General features: G+C 53.6%; 20 protein-coding genes. 7 read left to right on the top strand and 13 right to left on the bottom strand.

Annotation, left to right across the window (positions count from 1 at the left end; all coding sequences use genetic code 11):
* Positions 1-74: 74 nt before the first annotated feature.
* Genes JMJ16_RS05185 through JMJ16_RS05175 form a run of 3 tightly spaced genes read left to right on the top strand, consistent with a single transcriptional unit; the run spans position 75 to position 1,526 of the window.
* Positions 75-656, top strand: a complete 582-nt coding sequence (locus tag JMJ16_RS05185) for a TetR/AcrR family transcriptional regulator (RefSeq protein WP_201378982.1) — start codon at positions 75-77, stop codon at positions 654-656.
* On the top strand, positions 653-1,381 hold the full coding sequence (locus tag JMJ16_RS05180) for an MBL fold metallo-hydrolase (protein WP_201378981.1): 729 nt from the start codon (positions 653-655) through the stop codon (positions 1,379-1,381). The genes JMJ16_RS05185 and JMJ16_RS05180 overlap by 4 nt, the downstream gene beginning before the upstream one ends.
* Complete coding sequence (locus JMJ16_RS05175) at positions 1,359-1,526, top strand: hypothetical protein (RefSeq protein ID WP_201378980.1); 168 nt, start codon at positions 1,359-1,361, stop codon at positions 1,524-1,526. The genes JMJ16_RS05180 and JMJ16_RS05175 overlap by 23 nt, the downstream gene beginning before the upstream one ends.
* Before the next feature lie 119 nt (positions 1,527-1,645).
* Here JMJ16_RS05175 and JMJ16_RS05170 read toward each other — a convergent pair whose 3' ends face one another.
* The 7 genes from JMJ16_RS05170 to JMJ16_RS05140 all read right to left on the bottom strand — a co-directional run bounded on the left by JMJ16_RS05170 (position 1,646) and on the right by JMJ16_RS05140 (position 9,983).
* Entirely contained in the window at positions 1,646-2,179 is a 534-nt protein-coding gene (locus JMJ16_RS05170; protein ID WP_201378979.1) for a YceI family protein, read from the bottom strand.
* A gap of 9 nt (positions 2,180-2,188) precedes the next feature.
* A complete protein-coding gene (locus JMJ16_RS05165; protein WP_201378977.1) occupies positions 2,189-3,037 on the bottom strand; it encodes a MerR family transcriptional regulator in 849 nt (282 codons plus the stop codon).
* Between the two features lie 189 nt (positions 3,038-3,226).
* On the bottom strand, positions 3,227-4,564 hold the full coding sequence (locus tag JMJ16_RS05160; RefSeq protein ID WP_201378976.1) for an Nramp family divalent metal transporter: 1,338 nt from the start codon (positions 4,562-4,564) through the stop codon (positions 3,227-3,229).
* Between the two features lie 601 nt (positions 4,565-5,165).
* Positions 5,166-6,062 carry a carbohydrate ABC transporter permease gene (locus tag JMJ16_RS05155; protein ID WP_201373490.1) on the bottom strand — a complete coding sequence of 299 codons (897 nt, stop codon included), beginning with the start codon at positions 6,060-6,062 and terminating at the stop codon, positions 5,166-5,168.
* Positions 6,062-7,012 (bottom strand): carbohydrate ABC transporter permease, encoded by a 951-nt coding sequence (locus tag JMJ16_RS05150; RefSeq protein WP_201378975.1) that lies wholly within the window; start codon positions 7,010-7,012, stop codon positions 6,062-6,064. Before JMJ16_RS05150 ends, JMJ16_RS05155 begins: the two co-directional genes overlap by 1 nt.
* 68 nt (positions 7,013-7,080) lie before the next feature.
* A complete protein-coding gene (locus tag JMJ16_RS05145; RefSeq protein WP_201378974.1) occupies positions 7,081-8,442 on the bottom strand; it encodes an ABC transporter substrate-binding protein in 1,362 nt (453 codons plus the stop codon).
* Between the two features lie 509 nt (positions 8,443-8,951).
* A complete protein-coding gene (locus JMJ16_RS05140) occupies positions 8,952-9,983 on the bottom strand; it encodes a LacI family DNA-binding transcriptional regulator (protein ID WP_201378973.1) in 1,032 nt (343 codons plus the stop codon).
* A 545-nt stretch (positions 9,984-10,528) separates the two neighbouring features.
* Here JMJ16_RS05140 and JMJ16_RS05135 point away from each other — a divergent pair.
* Together JMJ16_RS05135 and JMJ16_RS05130 are read left to right on the top strand one after the other, a co-directional pair.
* Positions 10,529-12,016 (top strand): alpha-N-arabinofuranosidase, encoded by a 1,488-nt coding sequence (locus JMJ16_RS05135; RefSeq protein WP_201378972.1) that lies wholly within the window; start codon positions 10,529-10,531, stop codon positions 12,014-12,016.
* 577 nt (positions 12,017-12,593) lie between these two features.
* Positions 12,594-12,881: a GlsB/YeaQ/YmgE family stress response membrane protein gene (locus tag JMJ16_RS05130; RefSeq protein ID WP_201373497.1), complete on the top strand. Its 288-nt coding sequence runs from the start codon at positions 12,594-12,596 to the stop codon at positions 12,879-12,881.
* A gap of 493 nt (positions 12,882-13,374) precedes the next feature.
* Here the strand turns inward: JMJ16_RS05130 and JMJ16_RS05125 are convergent, their stop codons facing one another.
* From JMJ16_RS05125 to JMJ16_RS05115, 3 genes are read right to left on the bottom strand one after another with little or no spacing between them, the layout of a single operon-like run.
* A complete protein-coding gene (locus JMJ16_RS05125) occupies positions 13,375-14,361 on the bottom strand; it encodes a Gfo/Idh/MocA family protein (protein WP_201378971.1) in 987 nt (328 codons plus the stop codon).
* Positions 14,358-15,392, bottom strand: a complete 1,035-nt coding sequence (locus JMJ16_RS05120; protein ID WP_201378969.1) for an alcohol dehydrogenase catalytic domain-containing protein — start codon at positions 15,390-15,392, stop codon at positions 14,358-14,360. The genes JMJ16_RS05125 and JMJ16_RS05120 overlap by 4 nt, the downstream gene beginning before the upstream one ends.
* 17 nt (positions 15,393-15,409) lie before the next feature.
* Positions 15,410-16,420, bottom strand: coding sequence for a LacI family DNA-binding transcriptional regulator (locus JMJ16_RS05115; RefSeq protein ID WP_201378967.1), 1,011 nt, complete (start codon positions 16,418-16,420; stop codon positions 15,410-15,412).
* Positions 16,421-16,573: 153 nt separating this feature from the next.
* Between JMJ16_RS05115 and JMJ16_RS56400 the strand changes: the two genes are divergently transcribed.
* Positions 16,574-19,234: a LuxR C-terminal-related transcriptional regulator gene (locus JMJ16_RS56400; RefSeq protein WP_201378965.1), complete on the top strand. Its 2,661-nt coding sequence runs from the start codon at positions 16,574-16,576 to the stop codon at positions 19,232-19,234.
* Positions 19,235-19,455: 221 nt separating this feature from the next.
* Complete coding sequence (locus JMJ16_RS05105) at positions 19,456-19,665, top strand: hypothetical protein (protein WP_201378963.1); 210 nt, start codon at positions 19,456-19,458, stop codon at positions 19,663-19,665.
* Between the two features lie 90 nt (positions 19,666-19,755).
* On the opposite strand, the gene JMJ16_RS05100 is transcribed toward JMJ16_RS05105, so the two are convergent.
* From JMJ16_RS05100 to JMJ16_RS05090, 3 genes are all read right to left on the bottom strand, one after another.
* Positions 19,756-20,655, bottom strand: coding sequence for a VOC family protein (locus JMJ16_RS05100; protein WP_201378962.1), 900 nt, complete (start codon positions 20,653-20,655; stop codon positions 19,756-19,758).
* A 301-nt stretch (positions 20,656-20,956) separates the two neighbouring features.
* Positions 20,957-22,735: a protease pro-enzyme activation domain-containing protein gene (locus tag JMJ16_RS05095; RefSeq protein ID WP_201378961.1), complete on the bottom strand. Its 1,779-nt coding sequence runs from the start codon at positions 22,733-22,735 to the stop codon at positions 20,957-20,959.
* A 498-nt stretch (positions 22,736-23,233) separates the two neighbouring features.
* Positions 23,234-26,401 carry a LuxR C-terminal-related transcriptional regulator gene (locus JMJ16_RS05090; RefSeq protein WP_201378960.1) on the bottom strand — a complete coding sequence of 1,056 codons (3,168 nt, stop codon included), beginning with the start codon at positions 26,399-26,401 and terminating at the stop codon, positions 23,234-23,236.
* Positions 26,402-26,529: the final 128 nt, after the last annotated feature.

Here is a 26,529-nt window from a genome sequence, read left to right as displayed (position 1 = left end):
CCGGGGCTTGACATCTGCTAGACCGGTCGGTACAATAAAAGGAGCAGCTAGACCAGTCGGTACAGGAGGATCTCTTGGAGACAGAAGGAACACGGGCACGCATCATTGCTACTACTGTTGAACTGATGGAGGCACAGGGCTATCATGCGACAGGCTTGAATCAAATCCTCCATCAGAGCGGTACGCCAAAAGGCTCGCTCTATCATCACTTTCCTGGGGGAAAAGAAGAGTTGGCGGCAGAAGCGGTTTCGGCAGCCGGGCAAGCTCTTACTCACGAGCTCGATGCCATCATTGGGGAAGGCACGGATTTGGGTATGGCGCTCTCTCTTCTCACCTCCTTCTTTCGCGAACGCCTCCAGACATCTAATTTTCAAAAAGGCTGTCCACTGGCTACCGTCACATTAGAGATGGCGGCCACCAGCGATCCTATGCAGCATGCTTGTCGTGCCGTCTACCATGACTGGCAGGTACGTCTCGAACGCTTGCTGATTGCCTCGGGCTGCGAACCAGCGCGGGCTTCTGCAAGAGCGCTCTTTGTGCTCTCCGTAATTGAAGGGGCGCTCTTACTCTGTCAAGCCGAGCGCAGCACACACCCCTTAGAACAGGCGGTGGAAGAGCTTCGGCTTCTTTTCGAAGGAGATACAAAAGCATCATGAACCCATCCAACTATTCACTACGACAGAAGGATTCAGTCACCGCTTCCACAACAGAGTTTGAGATGAAAATGATCGCTCATCATGTCCGGCAGTTGAGCAACCGTTTCCCAGCCAACCTCTTCAATGTCTATCTCGTTGAGGATGTGCTCATTGACGCAGCCACACGCTGGGATGCTTCCAGTCTGCTCAAACAACTGGCAAACATCCCCCTTTCACAGGTGGCACTGACCCATTGCCACCCCGATCATCAGGGAGCCGTCAAGCAGATCTGCGCAACCAGAGACATCCCCCTTGCCTGTCCTGAAGCGGACATCGCGAGCATGGAGGGACGTACCCCTATGCTCCCAAGGACTGCCGCCATAAAAATAATGCAACTGGGGTTCGCCGGGCCAGCGTATTCCGTCCAACGGAGCTTACATGATGGTGACGAAATAGCTGGATTTCGCGTTATCCATACGCCCGGACATACCCCTGGTCATGTGATGTACTTTCGCGAGTCCGACCGGGTAGCGATTGTAGGAGATGTGTTGCGCAATAACCATCCTATCACGGGCAAAATTGGCCTGTATGAGCCGCCAGCCGTCTTTACGCTGGATCGTGAAGAGAACCGCCGCTCCATTCGTAAGCTGGCGCAATTACGCCCAGCTCTCGTCTGCTTCGGTCATGGGCCTGTACTCTACGATATGGAGCAACTTGATCGATTTGTCACCCGGCTCCCGTCCTAACCTGCTATTCTTGCTATCTCATTCGCCAGAACTGGAACCAGCCGAACGCTTGCTGCCCCTCTCAAATAAACTGCTCGCCAATCGGGGCTTGACTTCGCTTGACGAGCAGGAACAGCTCCAGGCCGAGCGCTGTTGTTGGTTATAAGCTCATCCTGAAGCAATACAGGGTCGAACCTCCTTCCATTGGTGGCCTTCTTTGGATACTACCTAAACGGTTTTGATATCAATCGGCATGTCGCCGCCAGGTGAGAAGACGGAAGCCGCTTAGTCCTCTGCGACTGCTTCCAAGTTGATCTCGATCCTGACATCTTCGCCAACCATAATCCTGCCAGTCTCCAACGCTAAATTCCAGGTGAGACCAAAATCCTTACGGTTGATGGTCGTGACGACTGTGAGGCCTGCACGCCGGTCCCCAAAGGGATTGTGTTCTTTGGGAATCTGTCCGCCATACTCGGCGTCAAACGCCACTTCTTTCGTCACCCCATGCAGCGTGAGATCTCCCAGGATAGAGTAACGGCGATCGCCCCTGGACTCAACTTGTTTGCTCTTGAATGTGAGGAGTGGATACTGCTCAGTATCAAAGAAATCAGGTGAACGTAGGTGTGCATCACGCTTCTCGTCACGTGTGTCGATGCTGGCAGTTTCAGCCTCGGCCTCTACCCAGGACTTCTCTGGATGGATTTCATCGATTTCGAGTGTCGCTCGAAATACATTGAAGCTTCCGCTAACTTTGCTGAACATCATGTGCCTGACCGAAAATGTGACTTCTGAGTGAGTAGTATCGAGTGTCCAGACCATATTTGGCATTTATCCTTTCTCAACAGGGATCTGTGCTTCGGTAACATAAAACTGATTCTCGCCTTTGGCAAAATACACCTCACGGCACGGCTGCGAAAGTGAGATGGTATAGCCGTTTTGCTCCATCCATCTTCCAAGATCAAGAAGCGCTGTACACGTCCCATGCGGCTGACATTCATGCATGAGACTTGCGACCAGTGGAAGAGCTGGTAACGTGCGAATAGTTAGATGCGCATCCGCCGATACTTGCTCTGGAAGAGGACAGGCGACCTCCACATCAAAGGTGTCGTCCTGATCATCCCGACATGCTCCGGTATCCTGCCACAACACCATATGGGGAAGCGTCGCTGGTTCGGAGAGACCAGAACGTGACAAGGAACGATTCAATTCCTCAAAGAAGAAAGGCAAGTGGGAAGAGGACAGGTTCGCACACGTTGGTAATGAAGCCACTCGCAGTGCTTTGATGCTTTTGAGCGCCACATCGTGTCCAGTCTGGGTCTCTCCCTCGCGCTCAATCAGATGCAGGCGCGCCTCAATACGAGCAAGGCGTGTGGATTCTTGCTCGATCAAGGCATGAATTTCAGCCTGTTTGAGCCGGAGCATTCCACGAACCTCCGCGAGTGGAATCTGTACATCAAGTGCCTGCGCAATCTGCTCTAATGTTAACCCCAGATCCTTGTAGGCAAGGATACGATTGAGCCGGAATAACTGTTCGGTCGTGTAGTAGCGATAGCCGTTAAAAGGATCAATAGAGGCTGGTTTCAACAGACCAATCTGATCATAGTAACGCAGGGTTTTCATCGAAACCTGACTGAGCCTGGAAAACTCGCTAATCTTGAACACTGCTTCTCCCTCCATGTCTGTGCCGATCTCTTCGTTACAATCATACACTTTCCCCTTAACTGGAAAGTCAAGAGGGAAATGCTGTTCTCAACACACCTCAGAAGAGATTGCTCAAGAATCTCACCTGGAACAAGCATAAATACTAAACCTGGGTAAGGTTGTGCTGGCCTGAGGCCAGCACAACCTTACCCAGGTTTATAACGTTTAAAACAGGCTGATGCCAAAGAGGCCCAGCACCTGGACAATGAGATAGGCAATGCTCAGCAGGCTAACGGTAATCGTCAGGCCATAGGCCAGGATATTGAAGAACCAGCCATTAGTGTGCCTCCCCATCAGGCGCTTATCGTTAACCAGGCGCAAGATCGAGAAGAGGATGATCGGCAGCAGCATGCCGTTGAGCAGGTAGAGGTTAAGCAGGATCTGCACCACGGGCAAATTGGGAAGCATCGCGATTACGACGCTGATGAAAATCAAAGCTGTAAAGAGTCCCCAGAACACAGGCGCCTCGCGCCAGCGCTTGCTGACCCCATTTTCCAGGCCCAGCGCCTCCGTAATAGAGTAGCAGGTGGAGAGCGGAATCACGCCTGCCGCGAGGAAGGAGGCGCCCAGCAGACCCAGGGCGAAGATATTGGTCGCGAAGTTGCCCAGAAAGGGTGCCAGCGCGGTGGCGGCCTGGGCGGCATCCATAAGAATGATGCCCTTACCCTTGCTATTGACAAAGAGGGTCGCGGCAGTGGCGATAATGATCACGGAGGCAACGACATTGGAGAAGATGGCAGAACTGTAAACATCGACGCGCTCATGGTTATACTCACGCATACTGACCTCGCGCTCCACTACCGCGCTCTGGACGTAGATTTGCATATAGGGGCTGATCGTGGTTCCCACCGCGGTCACCAGCATCAAGAGATAGCCGCTATTCAACTGCACCGTGGGGACCAGCGTCCCATGAAGCACCTGTCCCAAATTGGGATGCGCCATAAACGCGGCCACGAAGTAGGCTAGAAAGACCAGGGTCAGGGCTAGAAAGACCTTCTCTACCCGGGCATATGACCCCTTGACGACCAGCAGCCATAGGAGCAGGCCCGCGCAGGGCGCGCTTATCCAGGCCGGGATATGAAAGAGATTGAGCGCAGCGGCGATACCAATAAATTCAGAGACGATCACGCCACTGTTGGCGAGCAGAAAGGCCAGCATAATCAACGCCGTCAGGCGCAGGGGAAAGTTCTCGCGAATGAGGTCCGAGAGGCCCTTGCCGGTGACCGCGCCCATGCGTGTGCACATCTCCTGCACGACAGCCATGCCCAGGGTCAGGACCACCATGACCCAGATCATAGAATAGCCGAACTGAGCACCCATGCTGCTATAAGTATAGATACCGCCCGCGTCATTGCCCGCGCTCGCGGCGACCAGCCCCGGCCCCAGCATGCCCAGGTAGCGCAACCAGCGGAAAGGCCTGCGCATCCGCCCTCGCCTCAGTGTCTTTCTACCTGCTTCCTTTGGCGGAGAAACTGCCACCACCAAATCTTTCTGGATATCCATTGTCTTCACCTCCTGCGCTACTTGCGTACGCGCCTACACGTTTGGGCAACATACAAGCACCTATGCGTCGGAGCAACGCATAAGTACCTATAGAACACATAAGCATAGGGCAACGCGTAGGCAGCACGTAAGTAGCGCTCGCTTACTTGCGGAGGGGTAGAGGCACATTCCTTGAGGACTGTACCACCTCACGCTTCTTACCGGATTATTGGCCACGGCAAGCGCGATAGTGAGGTGATAGCGGGGAAATATCGGGAGGGTGATAGATCGTGGCTACCAGGTCAGATAGGCGTCTGCCATGGAACAGATGATAACCTCCATTGCTTGCGGAGGTTTGCTAGGGTCACTGTCCATACGGACTTTTTTCTCCTCTTCATACTGGCGCGCCCGAGGCACGCGCTATTTGTTTCCATTGGCAAGAGAATGCCTGCATGCATCCTCTGGACACAAAACATTCCAAGCTCATCATAGCTATGCTTCCCACAAAAAGTCAAGAGCCTTTGGACGAATGGGCAATAGTAGCGAAGCTAATAAAAAGGCGATACAGGAAGAAATTCTCCTGTATCGCCTTTTTACTGGCTTCGCTAAGAGGATGAGAGTGCTAGCCCTTCAAGCCAGTGGTGCCGGCAATGCCCTGTACAATCTGTTTCTGGAAACAGAGGAAAACGATCAAGACCGGAATACCGCCCAGGAGAGCAGTAGCCATAATCTGCGCGTAGCGAATGCCAAACGAGGTCTGAACGGTCGCTAACCCCACCGGTAGGGTCATCATATTGTTGTTGGAGATAATGATGAACGGCCAGAGGAAGTTATTCCACGAGATCACAAAGGTAAAGATGGCAACGGCAGCGAGGGCAGGCCTGGCGAGCGGCATCCAGATGCGCCAGTAGATGCTCAGGCGGCTGGCGCCATCGAGGAGAGCCGCCTCCTCGAACTCAGCAGGAATGCCATCGAAGTATTGTTTAAGGATGAAGACCGCCACGGGCGAAGCGATCTGGGGCAGGATAATTCCCCAATAGGTATCGACCAGTCCGAATGACTGCATTTCGGTAAATAGCGGCACAATCAAGATCTGACCCGGGACCATAATACCCGCCAGGATCACCCAGAACACGATGCGATTCCCACGGAAGGGGATGCGCGAGAAGGCAAAGGCCGCCAGGCTCGCCAGGAAGATCGTCAGCAGACTGATCAAGCCAGAGGTCAAGGTGCTATTGAAATACCAGCGCCACATCTGGCTATTTGCCAGCGTACTGGTAAAGGCATCCAGTGTGAAATGTGAAGAGAGCCAGGTAATTGGAATCGTTGTCGTTTCGGTCTCTGGTTTCAGGGAGGTATCAATGGCCCAGAGCAGAGGTAGAATCCAGAGAAGCGCTAAGAGAACGAGGAGTCCAAAAGAGGCCCAGTAGGCAAGCTTATTAGCGCGGCGATAATCATAGGGCTGCCTCGTCGTGCTATTTTCCTTGCTAACCGCTGGTTGTACACTCTGTATGGCCATCAGGCATCCCTCCTTTGACGGTTGAGTAGAGCAAACTGTCCCAACGAGACCAGTAACACCAGAATAAAGAAGACATAGGACATCGCGGAGGCGAGGCCCATGCGAAACGAGGTGAAGCCGTTTTCATAAATGTATTGAATGATCGAGCGGGTGGCAAAGTTGGGACCACCGCCCGTCAGCAGATAGGTCTGCGTAAAGAGCTGTAACGAGGCGATCACCTGCAAGATAATGATCAAGACGGTCGACCTATTGAGGAGCGGAATAGTGATCCAGCGAATACGTGACCAGGAGCCTGCTCCATCGATATTAGCGGCCTCCAGGAGCTCCTGGGGAATCTGTTGCATGCCCGCGAGATAGAGCACAAAGTTAAAGCCGACGGTCCACCAGGTGGTGAGAAGCACGACAGCGATCATCGCTACGTGGGTATCTGTCAGCCATGGAACCTCTTTTAGTCCAAGGGAGGTCAGGGTTCCATTGATCAGGCCGAAGCCGGGTTGGTAGAGCCAGCCCCAGATCAGGGTGACCACCGAAACCGGCAGAATGAAGGGCGCGAAGAAGATGGTACGGAACAACGATTGGGCCGGAATAGCGCGATTCACCAGTAACGCCAGGAGCAAGGCGATAATCACCAGGATCGGTGTGCTGATGACGGTAAAAACAATGGTTGTCCACAGCGAGGACCAGAAGGCCGGATCGCCTATGAGTTCCTGGTAGTTTGCCAGGCCCAGAAAATCGGAGACCCCCTTACCGCCGATGGTCCAGTTAAAGAAGCTCATCCGAAAGCCGAGAATGACCGGCCAGACTAAGAAAACGACATAGATGAGTAGAAATGGAAGCACAAAGCCGAAACCCACCAGGTCGATACGGCGGCGCTGAGCCTTTTTGCTCTCAATCTGCTGCTGGCTCGGCGTTCCTACGCTCACGTCTCTTTGTATTGATACGTCCGACATCGTTTCTCCTCTCATTGACTACAGTGTCAGCGGGATTCCTTCCGCGTGAGATAGCTGTGCGCGTACGGTTAAAATGGCGGCGTAATTTTCAGTAGCTTATTGATTGCGCCCGTAAACTGGTCCAGAGCTTGTTGTGGTGTGAATTGTCCAGCCAGAAGAGACTGGAAGGCCGATCCGGCCTGAGTCTCCAATTCAGAGGCTGAGCCGCTGAACCAGGCAATGGGATCAACGACCGCGTGAGCGGCTGCGTCGGCATAGTTCGACTGTGGTTGGAGCTGTTTATACTCTGTGCTATCGGTGATGGGCAGGTAGGCGGGGATATGGCCTCCCTGAGCCCAGGTCAGGCTGTCTTTCAGCATAAAGGCGATAAATTCTAACGCAGCCTTGCGCTGCGCCGGATCAACCTGTATCTGGTGTGGAAGGATGAACGCGTGTGAGTCAGCCTGGGCGCGATTCAGATCAAAGACTTTAGGGAGAGGTACCATGTTAAACTTCAGATTTTTCTGGGGTAAGAACGTGGAGACCTCCCACTCGCCATTCCAGTGAAAAGCAGCCTTCCCGCTACTAAAGGCCGCAACCGCGCCAGCATAATCTAGCGTGGAGGATGCCACCTTCTCTTTTTGCGTGAGATCGGACATGAATTGGAGCGCCTGGATAGCCTTGGCATTGTCTATCGTTAATTGACGTCCATCCGCTGATAGTACCTCGCCTCCGAGCTGTGAATAGAGCGAATAGAAGACACGCCAGGGAGTAACATCCTGCGTATCAACCGCCAGGCCTAAATAATTGGTGATTTGCCTGGTACGCTTAAAGGCATCCATGACGGCCTCCGCCCCTTCCAGCGGCTTGAGCGTACCATCAGCGTTCAGCAAGCCAGCTTTTGCACAAATATCCACGTTGTAATACATCACAAAGGGATGGGTATCCAGTGGAATCGCGTACAGCTTGCCGTTATACTGCGCCCGCTTCCAGATATCGGGGAGGAAACGATCTTCGGTAATGCCGACCTTTGCTAACTCGTCCAGATCAAAAGGATCGAGCAGATTATTTGCGGCATAGAGTGGTACCCGCGTCATATGCGAGACGCCCACATCGGGAGGACGCCCCCCCGCCGCAGCCATCGCCAGTTTGGTATAGTATGGCGCGCCCCATGAGAGCGTGACCGCCTCCAACTGGACATCTGGACGGGACTTGCGGAAGTTATCTTCCATCTGCTCCATACGCACACCATCACCACCGCCGAACAGGTTCCAAAAGGTGAGACTGGCGCCTGCGCTGCCTGGAGTCGCGCAGGCATTAAGCGCCGCAAGCGCGGCACTCCCTCCGATACCTAGCGCGACCGCGCGCTCCAAAAAGTGGCGACGAGTCATGCCTTGCGCGGGTGTAGGCATTGTCGCACTCGGCAACCGCCCATCCTGCTCTGAGAACATAACTATTTCCCTCCTGAGGTCTTGCACAACGACGTACATGTGATCCTACATCAGACGATGATAAAACGATACTGATGGAATATAAAAAAAGCCCTGGCTTCCATACGCCGTGCAAAATGCTTACACGGCGCTAGAGCACCAGGAGGATAGGCGTTAATGTTAGCCGAGCAATATATGTAACCCATGCAAGAGAGCTAGAATGTGCGTGCGCATCAGGCTGGTGATGGGAAAAAGCAGATACATATCCATAGAAAGGATGGTGAGGAAAGGGTGATTTCACAACAGTGTGTCCTTTCTAGTTTTATCGTCTGCAATTTCTGGTTATATATCAAGCCAGTGAATGAAAACTAGGAAGAGATGCATCAGGATCAACACCTTTGTTAATTTATTTGCAACGTTGCAAACATAACATATAAAATTTATGCTTGTCAATAGTTTGCGCGCACATTTACAGTGATGAGGGAAAATGATGGATGGCAAGCTAAAAGTTGGAGGAAGTACCTAAAGGTTTAGCCTTTCATGGTACTCTCGCGGATGACCAGGTGGCAGGGCACTTCAACGCGCTCAGGCGGCCCATTGCGTGTGCCATGGATACGACCAAGTAGGAAGGCAACCGCTAGGTCACCAATCCTTTCTTTGTCAGGCGCGATAGTCGTAAGCGCAGGGACGGCATAGCGACTATCTTCGATATCATCAAAGCCAACAACGGCGATATCTTCAGGCACGCGATAGCCTGCCTCATACACCACGCGCAAAACGCCTAGTGCCAGGTGATCGTTAAAGCAGAAAATTGCGTCAGGGGGCTCATCCAGCGACAGCAAATAACGCATGGCGCGCGCGCCAGTGCTGCGGCTATACACAGGCAGACCACGAATAATCAGGTGAGGATCGATGGGCAAGCCTGCCTGTGTGAGTGCTTCAGTATAGCCACGCAGGCGTAGGCGAGAGGTTTCGGTCTCATGTGCGTTTGTCTCCTGCATCCCAAGAGCGGCAATGCGTCGCCTACCTGTGGCAATGAGATGCTGGGTTGCCGTACGAGCAGCAGAGACATTATCGTAAGTGACATGATCGTAAGGCACATCATAGATGCGATCACCCAGCAGCACCACGGGGATCGAGCCTACGCGCGGCTGGAGATCTTCTAGTTCCAGGGCCAGAGGACTCAGGATAACCCCATCAATCAAATGAGGAGTTAAGCCCTTGAGCACGGCTCGCTCGTTGTCGCGTTTCCCCTGTGTATGATCGATAAGCACGGTATAAGAGCGTGTCGCGGCTGCGCTAATAATCGCATTGGCGATCTCGGAGAAATAGACATTACTGATGTCAGGAATAGCAAAGGCCAGAAGTTGTGAATGGCCTTTACGTAAGTAGCGGGCGGAGAGGTTTGGCTGATATTGCAGTTCTTCGATGGCTGCCTTGACGCGTTCACGCACTTCAGCAGTGACGTAGGGGTAATCATTGACGACATTTGAGACAGTGCGGATTGAAACCCCAGCTTTGAGGGCAACATCCTTTAATGTGGCAACCAAGGAGCATCCCATTCTTTAATTTCAGCGAATTTCAGTGAGGAACCATGCCGCAAATAGTAGCACCTTAACTGTGCAATTGTCAACAGAAATACATCTTACGATGGCGGGTATCCGTAATCTTTTTGCAAAGACCCCATCACCTTCATAGGCACCCTCCCCACGTGACATAGGCACCCTCCCCACGTGACATAGGCGCCCGATTTATCGCGCGCAAGGCGATTTATCGCAGTGATACAGGGTGGGAACGAACCACACCATCAAGATGTGGCATGCCATGGGATATTGCCCCATCATAGCGAAATACATGCCCTGTCGTATTTATGCGATAAGTCTCCTTGCGCGCGATAAACCGGGCGCCTATAATGAGGAGATCCATGCCTTTGGTCAGGCGATCTTCTTCTTTTGCGCCTGGTCATATGAATATGCAAAAAATTGACGCTCACCCTACTATCGCACAGCTATTGACAAAAGGCAAATGGATAGAGTACGTTATTTGCAACGTTGCAAAGATGATTGCAAAGCAGTAGTGACCGTATAGCGCTAGAAGGAGCTAGTTCTTGGCAAAGATACATGTTGATATGGCTCGCAGCCTTGGTACTGTCGATCGTAAGATCTTTGGAGGTTTCGTTGAGCATTTAGGGCGCTGTATATATGGGGGCATCTATGAGGAAGGCTCTCCATTGAGTGATGAGCAGGGTTTCCGCAAAGATGTCATGGCGGCGGTACGTGGTCTCCAGACTCCCGTCTTACGCTGGCCCGGTGGCAACTTTGTGAGCGGATATCATTGGACTGATGGTATTGGTCCCGTTGAGAAGCGGCCGCGCCAGTTGGAGCTAGCCTGGCATTCGGTGGAGTCTAATCGCTTCGGTACCGATGAATTTATGGAGTACTGCCGGGTACTGGGGGTTGAACCCTATCTGTGCGTCAATATGGGCTCGGGGACGATGGACGAGGCGCGGGCCTGGGTCGAGTACTGTAACGGTACCGGTGATACCTATTGGGCGAACCTGCGGCGACAAAATGGACATGAGGAGCCATACAACGTTAAATACTGGGGCCTGGGGAACGAGATGTATGGCGCCTGGCAGATAGGTCATCTCAGCCCAGAGGATTATGTCAAAAAGGCCATTGAGTTTGCCAAGGTCATGAAATGGACCGACCCGAGTATTCAACTGGTGGGTTGTGGCGAACAGGGATGGAACGCGTGGGATCGCGTTGTGATCGAGGGATTGGCTCCCTGGATAGATTACTATAGCATTCATCTGTATACCGGCAGCGCTAACCACTATAGCAATGTATTTGCGCCTGCACTCGCCGATTTGGCGATTAAGAGCAGCCAGGCTCTCATCGAAACTGCACGTTTCACTCAGAAGATTGAGCATCCTATTTATATCGCATACGATGAATGGAATGTCTGGTATCGCCAGCAGACAGCCGATAGTCGGCTGGAGGAGCGATACACACTCTCCGATGCCCTGGCTATTGGCGTCTATCTCAATACCTTCATTCGACATAGCGATGTGGTCAAGATGGCGAACCTCGCCCAGCTTGTGAACGTGATTGCACCTATTTTTACCAGCCCTGAAGGCCTCTTCTTGCAAACAATTTATCATCCTCTACGCCTGTATGCCGAACAGACGCAGGAGATTGCACTGGATGTGTATGTCGATAGTGAGCAGATGGCCTTGGCCGCTGAGCAGCAGCAATCGCCCTGGGGGCAGCACTTTGCCGATATAGGGCCTTTTCAACTACTGGATGTGACCGCGACACGTGATGAAGCTGGCAAAGTGCTCACCCTGGCTGTAGTCAATCGCGATAGCGAGCGGGCACATGAGACAACAATCAAACTAGCCGAAGAGACCACCATCACTGAGTTCACAGCATATGAGGTGAACGGTCCTGAGGTCGGTAGCCTGAACTCGTTCACGGAACAGACGGTGGTTGCCGCGCAGGAGCGTGTACTGGAGGCTCCTGGGTCCGTGCGAACGCTGAGCTATACCTTTCCAGCGCATTCGTTGACCGTGTTACGCTTGCATCTTGCATAGGTAGATGGCAATTTATGCTTGACTTACTTTAGAAAAGAAGTGAAGCGAAAAAAAGAAGGTTCGAAAGCGGGGTTGACTCCCGCTTTCGAACCTTCTTTCTTGAAGCATCTAGGCTTGAGTACGGCTAGCAGCTTTCTTCTCGCGCTGGGCTTCTTTTTTTTGCTTATTTGATTTGGGTGCAGCTTTCTGCACTTTCTTCTGTTCTTTGTTTGCCATGAAAAGGACTTCCCTTCTTTCTCTAGAGAAAACCATACGCAGTTGCAATGGACATGCCGTCGTTCAATTCTTTCGGAGTCTTATCTTCCTCTATCTAGTCTATCATAGGCTGTATAGAGGAAGTGTTGAGTTTGAGAACCAAAAAGAGAAGCGTTTCCAACCTCAGCATGCTCAGTCAAGGCTTTTTACTCTCAATGGATCATAATTAAGCGCACTCTTTTAAGTATATCAATCAAGGCGTTCATCTCTCCCTATTGTCCTCATCTGATTTTATTTCTGGATCGTGTACTAATTGATAGATGAACATTTACATACATCTATCAGATATTGTTAAGATTTTCCATATCGAGAGGTGAAAAGTATGCACTTGATTCTTGCTGCAGCACTCAACCCTGGCGGTATTATTGCGTGGATCGTTATTGGTCTGGTTGCTGGCTGGCTGGCTGGCGTGGTCATGCCAGGCAAAGGCTATGGCCTTATCGGTGACCTCGTCCTGGGTCTAGTAGGCGCTTTGCTCGGTGGCTTCATTGTTGGCCTGCTGGCACCCGATGCAACCTTTGGTTTCTGGGGGAGCCTGCTCGTTGCTCTGATTGGTGCCTGTATCCTTGTCGCGATCTTGCACGCCGTAACAGGACGAAGAGCGCTCTAAACAATAAGTTGCTTATAAAAAGCAGAGGAGGACCGAAACGAGCTTCGCTCGTTTCGGTCCTCCTCTGCTTTTTATAAGCAACCGAAACTTACCAATATGTGTATTTATTGGGCATTGTGTACAAATATGTGTCGTAAATTTCTTATCTTTCGCCTGTGTCTTCTTGTTGGAAGAGCTCTTATACTGTAGAGACAAGATGGGTTGCTTGCTTTCCTGGCTAACTTTTATAGAGGTATCAGAGGCATATTTCTCGACTCACCTGGCAAACACTTATCTTTTCTGTGAGAAGCGGAGAGCGTTTCAATCGCCAACGATGTCGATGGGTCTCTTCCTCCTCCGCTTGAGGGATGGTCTGTATACGTGCAAACCCGTATACCGGCCATCTCTTTTTTTAGAATACGAAGTGTGATGTGAGGTGCCAGGTTGCCTGCGACAACCTGGCACCTCACATCACACTTCGTATTTATATCGACCAGAGGTTGAGTGGAGACTTTTACAGGGTTGAGACGCGCTGGCCGGTTTCGAAGGAGCGAATGGCCGCGTGGGCCAGTTCCAACGCGCGGCGGCCTGCTTCGGCCGGGACAGGGGGTCTCTGGCCCTGTTTAAAGGCTGGCAGCACGGCCTCCAGGTGTTTGTCGAAGGTACGGTGAAACTCGCGGTCCCTATCGTTAAAATAGCCCGCCTGCCAGACTTCCCCTATCTCGTTACCGGCGGGCTGGAAGGTATAGCGGCGCACTGTATCCTCGATCAAGATGCGCCCTTTGTCACCATTAACTTCGACGAGATGCGTGCCGGGATAGGCATACGATGTGTCATATGATCCTACGAGACTACCCACAGCGCCATTGGCGAAGCGCAGAGCCAGCACAAGCGTACGATACCCACCACCCGTTTTGTCGGTCATCTGGGCCGCTACCGAGGCTATCGGGCCACACAGAAATTCCAGCATGTCAAAACCGTGACACTGGGTCTCTATAAGGTTGGCATGTGGGTGGTCGCTGCTCCCCTCGCCCCCAAAGCGCCAGGTAGCGAAGGAAATATCGCCCAGGCGCCTATCAGCAATGGCCTGGTGAGCCATCTGCACCGGGCGCGCATAGCGATGGTTAAAGTTGATCGCGAAGAAGAGCGAGCGTTTAGCGGCTTCGTTTAGCAAGATGTCCGCTTCGCCCAGGTCAAAGACGAGCGGTTTTTCTACTAGCAGCGGAAAGCCAGCCTGGATGATGCGCAGGGTCGTGGCGAAATGCTCCTGATTGGGGAGGCAAACGCTTACCAGGTCAGGCTGTTCTTGCTTCAGCAGCTTATCCAGGTCATTATAAGCACGCACGCCATAGGCTGCGGCGCGGGCACGGGTTTTCTCCTCGGAGCGCCCAAAGATGGCGCGGAAATCGACGTCGGGCCTCTCGGAGAAGACACGCGCATGCTGAAGTCCCCAGGAACCCGCGCCTACCAGAGCGACTTTTATCCGTTTCTCTGTGCTCATTGCTCGATAACAACCTTTCCGGTTTTCCCACTAAAGAAGAGTTCAAAGGCCTGCTGAATCTCGCTGACAGGAAAGGTATGCGTAATAATCTGGCGTAGGTAGGAGCGATGTTGCTGGAGTAACGCAAGGTTGTGCGTAAGCTCCTGGTAGGCAAAATATTCGCTACCCATGACAGCTCGCTCGGTGGCAATAAGATCGGAGGAGACATGCAGTTGCAGGTCCTCACCATGACCGACACAGACCAGGACGCCTCGCTGTGCCAATACTCCCAGGGCATCTTGACGCGCAACCCGTTTGCCACTGCTATCGACGGCCAGGTCAACGCTTGCGACACCATGCTTGCGGACCCCTTCCGCTAGCGTCGTCTCTTTAAGCTGAATCGGCTTCCCACCTAACTGCTCCGCCAGGGCCAGGCGATATTCGCTTACATCCGAGATCAAGACGGGGAAATCCTCTCCCAGCAAGACTTTCGCCATCGCCAGCACCGCCAGGCCGATAGGGCCAGCTCCAGTGACCACTAATGACTCGATATCAGGATGGACAAGCCGCGCACGCTTAATGGCATGACCACCGGTCCCCATGATGTCGAGTAGTAAGGTAGCATCGGCAAAGGAAAGGTCAGGGTCGATGGGGAAGAAGATGTTTTCGTGGGTAAGTTCATAGGAGCCGTAACCGCCATCTCTGTTAAAACCCATATCGCCGCGTTTATGTAAACACTGGTTAGTAAAGCTCTTATGACAGGAGCGGCAGGAGCCACAGTAATCCATCAGGAAAATAACGCCTGGGGTCCCAAGAAGAGTATGCGTGCCTGGTCCCACCGCAACGACAACACCGCTTGCTTCATGGCCCGGCGTCACAGTGGACCCGGCGTAAAACTGCCCACGGTCCGTACCGCAGATAGCATTGGCCTTAACCTGGATCAGGAGCTCTCCCTCCCCTGGTGTCGGCACACCTTTTTCAACGAAATCAATCTTGCCCTGCCCAACAAAATTTGGGACCCGCACCCTTGCCGGTACAACGCTCTGTGTCATGTCACAACCTTTCGTTATTAACAGGATTTGCGTTTTATAAGTGTCAGTTCAAAGATCTGTGGTTCTGGCAGCTCAAGCGGCTTCACTCCCTGAATGCGTTCGAGCAGGAGGCGGGCACTGGCAGCACCCATCTCGTAGATAGGCTGATGAATCGTGGTGAGAGGTGGATGAACGAGCGAGGCTGTGGGAATATCATCAAAGCCGATAACCGCGACCTCCTCTGGGACAGCGATTTTGTGCTCGGCCAGGTAGTGCAAAGCACCTAAAGCCGAGAGGTCATTCGCCGCGAAGATGCAGGTTAACTTGGGATGGCGCTGTAGGAGCGCTTCAGTTGCACTAATACCCTTATCAAAGCGGAAGTCGGCCTGGGCAATCGGCAATTGTGGATGCCTATCGATGGTATCAATCTCGATATGCTGCCAGTTCATCGCATCCAGATAGGCGCGCAAACGTAAATCTGAGAAGCGTAGCCCTGGTGGTCCCGCCAAAAAGCCAATACGTCTATGCCCACGCTCAAAGGCCCATTGCAGCGCCTCCATCGCTCCCCCATAGTGATCGACTGTGATGTCAGAAGTACCTATTGCCTCGCCATGGTCAATCACGACCAGGGGCAGGCCCACCTCAGAGAGTTTACTCTTCAATACATTGGCATTCGCTGGAGAGAGCAGGATCACGCCATCAACCAGTTGCTGGCGCAGCATCACAACCATGTTGAGTTCATGTTCCATCTGCCACAGGGTATCCAACAACATCATGGTATACCCCTGCCGACGCGCTTCATCTGAGATACCACTCGCGATACCAGGCACAAACGGGTTTGTCAGGTCATGCACGACGACACCAATGATCATGGTACGCTTTTTGGCTAAGGCACGCGCCACCCCATTCGGAGCGTATTGCAGCTTCTTGATCGCGTCCATGACTTTTTCGCGCGTCTCCTGACTTACATATCCTGTATTGTTCAAAACACGCGAGATGGTTCCGACTCCCAGGCCAGTCTCCTTCGCGATATCCCGAATCGTTGCCATACTTTCCCTTCATCTTCAGATGTGGAACCGGTTCCCTATCAATTAGTATAGGGAAAAGAAGCCTCTCCTGTCAAGTTTTCATCGCTTGAGCTTAGTAAGAAAGCAGAGTAGAATAGGGGGAAGACAATCTGTGACCAGACCAGGAGAACAAGCATGTACACATTCGCAATTCCCCCCACCCTTTTTCTCGGACGCGAGCAGGAAATCGCCGAGATTAGCGCGCTGTTGGACAATCCATCCTGCCGTTTATTGACACTCGTCGGCCCGGGTGGGATCGGTAAGACGCGCCTGGCAATGGAAGTTGCCACCCACAAACGCGCTTTGTTCTCCGATGGCGTCTATTTTGTGCCGCTCGCTGCACTGAACCAGGCCGATGAACTGCTCACGGCTATCGCCGAAGCTATGCCGTTTCGTTTTCAGCAGGACCAGCGCAGCCCGCGCGAGCAGTTTTTTGCCTATTTGCGCGAGAAGCAGGCGCAGCGTCTCCTTCTGGTACTGGATAATTTTGAGCAGCTCCTGGACGGCGTGGACCTCATTTCCGACATCCTGGCAGCTACGACCAACTTGCAAATTCTCGTTACCTCTCGCGAGACGCTTAACTTGCAGGAAGAATGGGTCCGGCAGATTGGCGGCCTGACCTATCCCAGGCAAGCAGAGAGCGAACCACTTGAGGAGTATAGCGCGATACAGTTGTTTCTAGACCGGGCGCGGCGCATACGCGGTGACTTCGACCTGACTGAAGACCGCAAGAGCGTGGTGGACATCTGCCGCCTCGTCGAAGGGATGCCGCTGGCTATCGAGCTAGCTGCCGGTTGGCTGAAGACGCTCCAACCTGCCGATATCGCCCAGGAAATCCAACACAACCTAAATTTGCTCGCGACCCGTTCACGCAATCTACCGGAGCGACACAGGAGTATCCGCATTGTCTTTGATCATTCCTGGCAACTCATGACGGAACACGAGCGTGATGTCTTCCAGAGGATATCCATCTTTCGCGGCGGCTTCACACGCGAGGCAGCACAGATTGTGGCCGGAGCCTCCCTTGATACGCTGGCCGGTCTGATTGATCAATCAATGATTCGTTTGAATGCAGCGGGACGCTATAATATCCATGAATTGCTGCGACAGTACGGCGCGGAACAACTGGAGGCCGCAGGCCAGACAGAGGCTATACAGCAAGCGCACATCGATTATTATCTCGGACAACTTCACAGGCTTGAGCGCGACATTAAAGCCCAACAGCAAATCGCCGCGCTCGACACCATCGCAGCAGACTTTGAGAATATGCGTCACGCCTGGCACCTGGCCATACAGCAGAGGCAGTTTGTGGCCCTTTCTCAAGCCGTCGAAAGCCTTCATTTGTTCGCCGATATGCGCGGGCGATATCACGAAATTATGGCACTGCTACGGACAGCAGTCGAGCAGTTCCCATCCTCCCCCTCTCAAGAGCAGCTAGCCATGCGCTGCCGCATCCAGGCGCGACTGGCACGCCTGATCTTGCTGAGTCACCTGCGCATAGATGAAGGTTTACGCGCCCAGATCGACAACTGCCTGGCAACGGCACGTGCGCGACAGGACCAGGCGGAAATTGGCTTCTGCTTACTGGTCTCAGGTATTCATATCGTTTATGAAGTAGAGAATGAAGAAACCTATGCCTATCCCAGAGCTGTGGCGCTCTTTCGGGAATCTGCCACTGTATTTGAGGCACTTGGCAATACTTTTTACCGGGCAGAGGCACTGGCCTGGTTAGCATGTAATACTCTAGAGATCTTTAATAAAGAGCAAATTTCGAGCCAGGAACTCCTCAAGCAAAGCCTCAAGCTGAGGCGCGAGATCGGGGATTCCAATGGCATAGCCTGGATTTCCCTCAACCTGACCGAGGATGCGCTTGCAAAACTAGATTACATCGCCTATGAGCATTATGCGCGTGAGGCCCTCGCGTTGATGCGTGAGATCGGCAGCGTCAAAGGCATCCTGCAAGCGATGTTCAAACTAGCCCTGGTAAACCTCTTGAAGGGTGACCTGGAAGAAGCCTTAACACTCGCAGAGGATATGCGCGATCTGGCTGAGAAAACCAACAGCCAGGATGGTTCAATCTCGGCGGCGGATATCCTGGCCTTTCTGTACTGTGTAATGAATGAAACATATACAGAAACCTCGGCGCTAGTTCCTGCAAGTCAGACGACATCGCAGGAGCCATCTTTCAACAGTCACGGCGATCTGGATATATGCTGGGGGCAAACGATAGTGGACTGCGCGCGGGGCCAATACACATCCGCCAGGCAACGCTATGCCTCTTTATTCTGGGGACGCCATGACGATCCCGGTCCCGCAACCATCTGCCTGGCGCTCGAAGCCGTCGCAGTCGCCAATGAGAGCATGCCAGAAAAAGCGGTTGAACTGCTGGGCCTGGCTTTTCATCAGCCCGCCTGGGCGAACGGCTGGCTTCATCGCTGGCCTCTACTCAAACGCCTGCGTGTCGACCTGAGGCAACAACTGGGCGAGGAGGCGTATCAAGCCGCCTGTGAACACGGTCGCTCCTACGACCTGGAAACGACGATCCAGTCGATCCTGGGCGAAGAAGATGATGCACCCCGCGAGACCGCCAAACAGGCGCTCCTCGAACCGCTGAGCGGGCGTGAAATAGAGGTCCTGGGCTTGATTGCCGAAGGCTTTTCCAATAACGAGATTGCCCGCCGACTGGTGCTCTCGGTAGGCACCGTCAAAGTCCATACCCGCAACATCTACGGCAAGCTGGGCGTAGGCAGCCGCACCCAGGCCCTCGCCCAGGCCACCCGGCTCAACCTCCTCTAAAAGTGGCCCGACGCGTGCTTCAGTAGCGTCGGGCCCCACCAGAACTTCCGCCATAAATACCACCACTGACGCAACCAATTACCACTTTTGGTAGATCTCACTACCACCGCTCATCGCCTATACTTCAAACATCATCAATCAACAAAGTAGTGCTCACAAATAAAGCGGACACCTGATAGGCCAGTTCATATCATTCAGCAAAACAGAAAAGAGTTTAACATATGCAGTTTCAGCCTTATAGCAGCCTCAAAATTGTTCATGATCAGCAGATTCAAGAAGCTCAGGAGCGCCGTCGCCTTGACGCTGAGAGTGCAGCACCAAAGCCAGAACGGCGCCAGGTGTTTAGAAAATTGTTTGCGCGTTTCCAGCGCCAGCCTGATTGCCAGCCAACAGGCTCCTTAGCCCTGGCGAGAAAGCCTCAGTCCTGCTAAGAAAGCGACTTCTCGCCACTACGTGGCTCGCAGATAGAGGGTATGGTGATGAACTGGCATAGCCAGTTCATCACCATACCCTCTATCTTATTATTTCAGGCCAGCCTGGATGGTTGCCAGGGTGGTGATGGGCACGCTGGTGACGAGCAGACCATTGCCGAAGGGGTCACGCAGGGCGAGCGTGTGGGCGTCGCTGCGCTCTACGAGGTAGCTGGTGGTCTGGAGGCGCTCGTAGATACGCTCAAGCTCTGTGTCATTGGGAAGTTGCAGCGTGTAGAAGCGCAGGCCGACGGCGTTGGAAGGAGGGGGTGGCGCGCCCTGGCTCTCCCAGGTGTTGAGGCCGATATGGTGGTGATAGCCGCCAGCGGAGACGAAGAGCGCTCCACGCCAGCTCTGCATGATATCGAAGCCTAGCAGGTCGTGATAAAACTCCTCGGCCTTCTGGATATCGGCGACACGCAGGTGCATATGGCCCAGGCGCGTGCCAGCGGGCAGGCCATTCCAGGGACGGTTCTGGCTCTGAGCCTCGGCCAGGAGCACGTCGACATTGATGGGAGCGTTGGCCATCTGGACCTCGTTCTCCTTCATCGGCCATTCTGAGCGTGGGCGGTCACGGTAGATCTCAATGCTGTTGCCATCGGGATCAGAGAGATAGAAGGCCTCGCTGACAAGGTGATCGGCCATGCCGTCAACGGGGGTACGAGACTGGGCCAGGTGCAGCACGACATAGGCCAGGTCTTCGCGTGAGGGCACCAGGATCGCGAAGTGATAGAGGCCGGTGGTATGGGGTGGTTGTGGCTGAGCCTGCTCTTGCTCTACAAGTGCCAGCAGAGCAGTATCGCCCGCGCCCAATAGCGCCGACTGCGCGCTCTGTTCAAGAATCTGGAAGCCCAGGCTCTGCTGATAGTACTCCAGGGAACGGTCTAGTGACGAGACCGCGATGGTCACCAGGCCGGTGTGGGTCTCCGGTGACAGCGTGAATTTGTTCATCTTTTCTTTCTCTCTTGTCGTTGACTTCTCGCCACTATGTGGCTCAATATGGGGTATGATGTATGTGGCGGGCAGGCTGCGCCTGCCCGCCACATACATCATACCCCATATAAGCTATTGAGGGATGGTTGAGCTGTTTGTTCATGATGAAATATCGTAGGGTCCATGCTGGCATGGACTCCGAGCGCAGCGACCATCCCGACGTCGGGGTGTCGGCCTGCGAGCCTCGGAGTCCATGCCAGCATGGACCCTACAAATGGGGGGCAGAAGGGTTGGCTCTCCTGCCTTGCCGGAGGATGTCTTACAACAGGCCCTCTACGGTTGCGTAGAAGTCTGTCAGGTTGGGTGTGCCCAGGCCAGTGGCGTAGTCCCAACCTTTGGTCGCGGGATAATGCAGGTTATCCCCCTTTGTGATGTCGTAGAAGGGGTGCCCCTTGCTCTGATTCGTGTGCGCTACTTCATAGAAGAGATCGGTACTAAAGACATACATCTTGTGTTTGACGATCAGCTTCTGGTTCAGCAGTGCCATGCCCGCGGCCCAGATCGGCGTGGCCGCGCTAGTACCCATAAAGTTGTACCACTCGCCTTTGTAGAATACGGCCAGGTTCTTGGCAACGGCAGCAATATCGGGCACCTGGCGATGACCATTGGAGTAGCTGTTCTTCAGACCTGTGGCATCGGCATACTTTGGTTGATCGAATTCACTGCTCAGGCCACCACCGCTGCCCCACTGGTTTTCACACTTGCTTTTATCTGAGCCATCCTGCCAGACGACCTCGCTGCTGCGATTGCCCTGCCCATCCACGCTTAATTGCGTTCCACCTACCGCTGTCGCGTAGGGATCGGAGGAGGGATAACCCACACCTAGCTGGTTCCAATCGCCCTCCGCGAAGGCGCCACAATCCATGCTAGCAGCAAAGACAGTCATATGCTCGGCATCGGTCAACAATTGCAGGTTGGTGCTCATGGCATTATAGACTTCTGGAGTCATATTTGCCTCCGCCCCACCCCAACTGATGCTTACCACGCTCGACTTCTTTGAATTTGCATTGTCGTTCGCGATTTTGGCCAGGATGTCATTGAAGACGTTCCAGGAGCCAACTCCCTGCTCGTCAACGCCCTGGTAAACATTGATGTTTGCGTAGGGGGCCAGACCCGCCACCATGTCGATATCGAGGGTCGACTCGCCTATGCCCTTACCGGCTGGTGGCTCCTGACCGACATTGACAACATTAAAGTTGCCTTTATAGCCGACGCAATCGAAATAGCCCTGCGCGTCGCCCTGATCAAAGCTCTCTAGTTCCACCAGGTTGACAGTCATGCCTTTGCCCGAGAAGCCCTCTTTCCAGAAGCTATCATAGCCATAGGCGTGCGCGACCTGCTGGTTATCCAGGGTCTGGTTATCAAGGAAACAATTGTCGGCATGCGCCGCCTGCTTGCTAGCGCTGGTTAAGGGACTGGCCTTCTGGAGGCTCGCGTGCCCGGTTGGCGCCTGGCTGTAGTTATCCAGGCCATTGATTCCAACGATGCGATCCTTCATAAAATCAGGAATCTTGGGGGCCGTCTCCGGCGCGTAGAAGACGCGGCCATTTTTGAGCTTATGCTGCACAAAGCGGGTCTGCAAGAGACGCTCGAGGAGGCTGGCCTTGGCATCGATGGTGAGGTTAGTATGCAGTGTATCCAGGCTCAGGCTCACGCCATCGACGCCAAGATACTGCTTAATCTTTGCATACTGCTCATCAGTAATACCAATTTTATTCGCTTCCTGCTTAAGATCAACACCCGAGTCAGCCTTGTCCTTGAGTGCTTTCAACTTCTTCAATTCATCTTGATTGGCCTTGAAGGTGATTATAACGTGCAGCTTTGTATCGGGTGGCAACGGGCCAATGGTTGGAGAGTTAAGCCCGTCGGACGGAATATGCAAATCATAGTCTACATATTGCACATCGGTTGGGGTTGGGGTAGGGTTCGCTGTCGTCTTGTCGCCGGAACTACATGCTATGAGCAAGACAGCCAGCATACTCAAGACCGAAATCGTGGTAGAGAAACGTTTCCTCGCGCCACTATAACATCCTTGCATAGGTTCATTTGCTCCTTAATTTCATAGTATATATAAAGTGTCACAGATGCTTATGAATCCGCGGCAAGAGGACAGAAGTCCCCTGGACCCGAGGATAAGAGTGCACTGGAGTGCAAAGTATGGGGGGACTTCCACACTTTACACACCATTACATTCTCTACCCGCAGTCATATGTAGCCCTTAAGTGTCTATTGGTTTGTTCACAAAGAAAGTGGGTGTAGGGTTCATGCTTGTTGCATGGCCTCTGCTCACCCGGGGGAGTCCATGCAAGCATGGACCCTACAAACTTGGTAAATTCGCTACTAAGCAGATAAGAGTACATAGACGAAAAGTAGTATAGTTGAGAATATAACAGAAAACATCACCCTTGTTGGTGATTCATTTCACAATTGCGAAAATTTCAGCAGAACGCGGAACCCAACCGTGCCCATCATATGTAAACGCGTGCGCTTACCCCCGAATGGGGGTTAGCAGCTTCGTCCCCAGCGTCGTCCCACCCTAGAGTAAAGGAAGGCGCTGGGCCAGGGCGATGGCATCCAGGCGTCGATTGACACCCAGCTTGCGATAGATACTCGTAACGTGTGTTTTAATTGTGTTGCGCGAGACGATCAGCGTCTCTGCCATTTCCGCGTAGGTCTGCCCGGCCATCAGCAGACGTAACACTCGTTGCTCCTGGGTTGTGAGCGGTTCAAGAAGGACCTGGGAGAGCGGCTTGTCACCTGGTGTGAGCATATGTGTTGGCTCTACCTGAGACGCTTGCTCCATCTTCTTGCGCGCTCTCCGGGCCTTCTCTTCTTTGAAGGACTGGAGCAATAGCGAGATATGTGAGATAGAGAGAGTGGGAAATGCGTTGGCTATATCTTCCATACGAGGCGTATCGTCGAGGAAGCTCTGAAGCACCTGCTCCATGGCTTCTCCGGCATCGAGATATGGGCGAATATACCCCTCTGACTCTGTTAGCATTAGCAAGCGGGCCGCGATCTGCCTGGCCTGAGTGAAGTCGCCAAAGCCATGGAGCGCCGCGACCTGGAGTGCCAGCAGGGGGATAATATCCCATGCTCGCTGGCCCTGTTCCGCGTTTGCCAGGAGGTGCGCCAGGACATGTTGTGCCTCTGCGTATTGTTTCTGGGCAATATAGGCTCGAACCAGCGCCATGTGCTCCCATTCATCGTTGTTTTCTAGCGCTCCTGGTTCAAAGACATACGCGGAGGTCCAGGCCCTGGTGGCCGTAAGATTCCCCTGCGCCAACCAGAGATCCACGCGCGCAGCCGTTACTTTGACGCGATGGATTTCAAGCTTATTGCGCCCCAACAATGCCTCGGACTCCTGAAGCGCCTGTTCCGCCTCCGCCAGGTCTCCCATCGCGATAGAAACCATAACCTGAGAGTAATATCCCAACATGAAGAGGTCTAGATTCTGCCAGGAGCGGGCGTTCTGCAACAAGTGGTGTAGATGTGCTTTTGCCTCCGCCGGGTTATTCCACACCAGGTGCAATTCAATCAGAGTGAGGTGCAGGTAGCCGCGTGTCGTCATCTGCCCCTCCATCTGATCCAGCAACTCAAGGGCATTCGAACACTCCTGGTGAGACAGATGCATATGACCTGTCACCATGTAGGCATTCGCCAGCCACTGCATCATCTTAATCAGCATATAGCTGTCCTGAGCCTGCTGTGCCAATGCCTTCGTTTTGTGCAGAGAGGGCACAAGCGGCGCGAAGTCGCCAAGCAAATGGTGACTCAGGACCATGCTGACTGTTGGTGGTAGTTTCCAGGCCACTTCGTCATCTTTCACCAGTTCTTGCATCTCCTGGCTGAGCGCGTGCAATCGCTCGCCATCGCCTTCTTGATACACATCTCTCATGGCTTGCCACCCGCGCAACAGGCGAATGCGATTGGAGAGCCGAATTCGTTCTCTCTCTGGGAGCAGGTCTTGCTGGTTGCCCTGGAGCATCTGCTCTACAGCGGAAATTGTCTGCTCTACCTGGAGGCGCATTTTCGCGCGGTGGTTATCTGCCATATAGAGCGTATTGCGCAGGAGATGCAGAGCGGAGGAGAGCGCGAGCGCGGCATGCCCCTGTAGCACCGCCTCGGGTAGGTCCATGATCCAGGTATGTAAGGTTTGTGCTTCTCCTCGCAGCCACATCTGGTCAGCGACGCGCTCCATGAGAGACGCGGCATATGTGTAGTCTTCTGCCTGCAAGGCATAGGCAATGGCCTCACGCACATCCCCATGCTGCTCATGCCAGCGAGCCGCGCGTTGCTGGAGCAGCGGTACCATCTCTGGTTGTGTGACCCGTAAACGAGCTAGCAACGCCTCACGAAAGAGAGCATGCACACGATACCAGCGCAGCTCCTCATCTAGAGGCACCAGGAAGAGATTAGCGCGCACACCTGCCTCTAGAAGCTCCCGGCTATTGGCCTGAGCGGTAACAGCCTGGCAGAGAGGGGCCGTCATCTGATTGAGGATGGAGGTATAGAGCAAAAACTCCTGCAAAGCCTGTGGCTGGCCAGCCAGGATTTCCTCCTGTATATAATGCAACAGGTGGCGATGGCCGCCGGAAAAGGTCTGCACAAAGGTAGAAGGGGCCGCATGGTGACGCATAGAAAGCGCCGCCAACTGTAAGCCCGCGACCCAGCCCTCAGTGCGACTCGCCAGCGTCGCTATCGCTGCCTCCTCCAGCGAGAGTGCCATTGTGTGCGTCAAGAAGTCCGCCGCCTCTTCAGTCTGAAAGCGCAGATCCACGTCCCTCAATTCTAAGAGCTGATTGCGAACACGCAGGCGCGCGAGCGGGAATGGTGGGTCGACTCGGCTGGCAATCACAAGATGTACATCTGCTGGCAGGTGCTCAAGCAGGTAGAGGAATGTATCTTGCACGGATTGCTCACCGATCACATGATAGTCATCCAGCACAAGCACTATTGGTTCGGCCAGGGCACTCAACTCATTGAGCAGTGTCATCAGAATGGTGGTAAGTGGAGGAGGTTGCGCTGCACGCAGCATCGCCAGGACCGTCTTGCCCAACCTGGGCAGACTGGTACGCAACGCCGCGAGTATGGAGATCCAGAAGCGCGCTGGATCATTGTCCAGTTCATCGAGCGACAACCAGGCAATAGAGCAGGTAGAGCGTGCCGCCCACGCGGAGAGGAGTGTCGTCTTGCCCCAGCCAGCCGAGGCGGAGATCAGCGTCAGAGGATAGGAGAGAGCAGTATCAAGTTGGTCCAGCAGGCGTTCGCGTGTTACCAGTAGAGCTGGCAAGCGTGGATGAGAGAGCCTGGTCTCTACCAGTTGCAGCATTTGCCCCGTATCAGGCGGTGGCGGGATTGGCGTAGGGGTGGCAGGCACCTGCTCGCTATTGAGAGCTCTGGCTACCTCTTCCAGGCGCGCGAACGTCAGGTTGGCTCTTCGTCCGATATAGCGCTTACGTGTATGATTAGCAACAGTGTGATAGGCATACCAGTACCCTGACCCTCGTGACCGGCCCTCTTTCAGCATGCTCAGGTGGCCATACTGACCTTGAAAGGTGAAAGAAGTATGCGTTGAAAGCCAATCAAGCCAGCGCTTTTCCTCGCCTGGCACTAATAGCTGTGGTGGATTATCAGGCGTATGAAGGATATAGGTGTTGCTCTCGGAGGACCAGGTAAGGGCATGAGTGGGTGATTTTGGCATGAATTCCTTTCACAAAGCATATTTCATCCCCAACTCCCCCAACACAAGCTGAGTATAGCAAAGACGAAGCATGGAAGCAAGCAGTATACGTATGGGCGGGTGGCGCGGGCATTCTGCCCGCGCCACCC

Source organism: Ktedonobacter sp. SOSP1-52, from assembly GCF_016587395.1.
The sequence above is the reverse complement of the archived record's forward strand: the minus strand, read 5'-3'. Positions and strand labels throughout refer to the sequence as shown.

Coding starts and splice junctions, on each gene's coding strand:
- JMJ16_RS05145 (WP_201378974.1), bottom strand. CDS start 8,442: ATGTTCTCAGAGCAGGATGGGCGGTTGCCGAGTGCGACAATGCCTACA.
- JMJ16_RS05150 (WP_201378975.1), bottom strand. CDS start 7,012: ATGTCGGACGTATCAATACAAAGAGACGTGAGCGTAGGAACGCCGAGC.
- JMJ16_RS05095 (WP_201378961.1), bottom strand. CDS start 22,735: ATGCAAGGATGTTATAGTGGCGCGAGGAAACGTTTCTCTACCACGATT.
- JMJ16_RS05120 (WP_201378969.1), bottom strand. CDS start 15,392: ATGACACAGAGCGTTGTACCGGCAAGGGTGCGGGTCCCAAATTTTGTT.
- JMJ16_RS05170 (WP_201378979.1), bottom strand. CDS start 2,179: ATGGTCTGGACACTCGATACTACTCACTCAGAAGTCACATTTTCGGTC.
- JMJ16_RS05160 (WP_201378976.1), bottom strand. CDS start 4,564: ATGGATATCCAGAAAGATTTGGTGGTGGCAGTTTCTCCGCCAAAGGAA.
- JMJ16_RS05100 (WP_201378962.1), bottom strand. CDS start 20,655: ATGAACAAATTCACGCTGTCACCGGAGACCCACACCGGCCTGGTGACC.
- JMJ16_RS05105 (WP_201378963.1), top strand. CDS start 19,456: ATGCAGTTTCAGCCTTATAGCAGCCTCAAAATTGTTCATGATCAGCAG.
- JMJ16_RS05140 (WP_201378973.1), bottom strand. CDS start 9,983: ATGGGATGCTCCTTGGTTGCCACATTAAAGGATGTTGCCCTCAAAGCT.
- JMJ16_RS05155 (WP_201373490.1), bottom strand. CDS start 6,062: ATGGCCATACAGAGTGTACAACCAGCGGTTAGCAAGGAAAATAGCACG.
- JMJ16_RS05165 (WP_201378977.1), bottom strand. CDS start 3,037: ATGGAGGGAGAAGCAGTGTTCAAGATTAGCGAGTTTTCCAGGCTCAGT.
- JMJ16_RS56400 (WP_201378965.1), top strand. CDS start 16,574: ATGTACACATTCGCAATTCCCCCCACCCTTTTTCTCGGACGCGAGCAG.
- JMJ16_RS05115 (WP_201378967.1), bottom strand. CDS start 16,420: ATGGCAACGATTCGGGATATCGCGAAGGAGACTGGCCTGGGAGTCGGA.
- JMJ16_RS05130 (WP_201373497.1), top strand. CDS start 12,594: ATGCACTTGATTCTTGCTGCAGCACTCAACCCTGGCGGTATTATTGCG.
- JMJ16_RS05090 (WP_201378960.1), bottom strand. CDS start 26,401: ATGCCAAAATCACCCACTCATGCCCTTACCTGGTCCTCCGAGAGCAAC.
- JMJ16_RS05125 (WP_201378971.1), bottom strand. CDS start 14,361: ATGAGCACAGAGAAACGGATAAAAGTCGCTCTGGTAGGCGCGGGTTCC.
- JMJ16_RS05180 (WP_201378981.1), top strand. CDS start 653: ATGAACCCATCCAACTATTCACTACGACAGAAGGATTCAGTCACCGCT.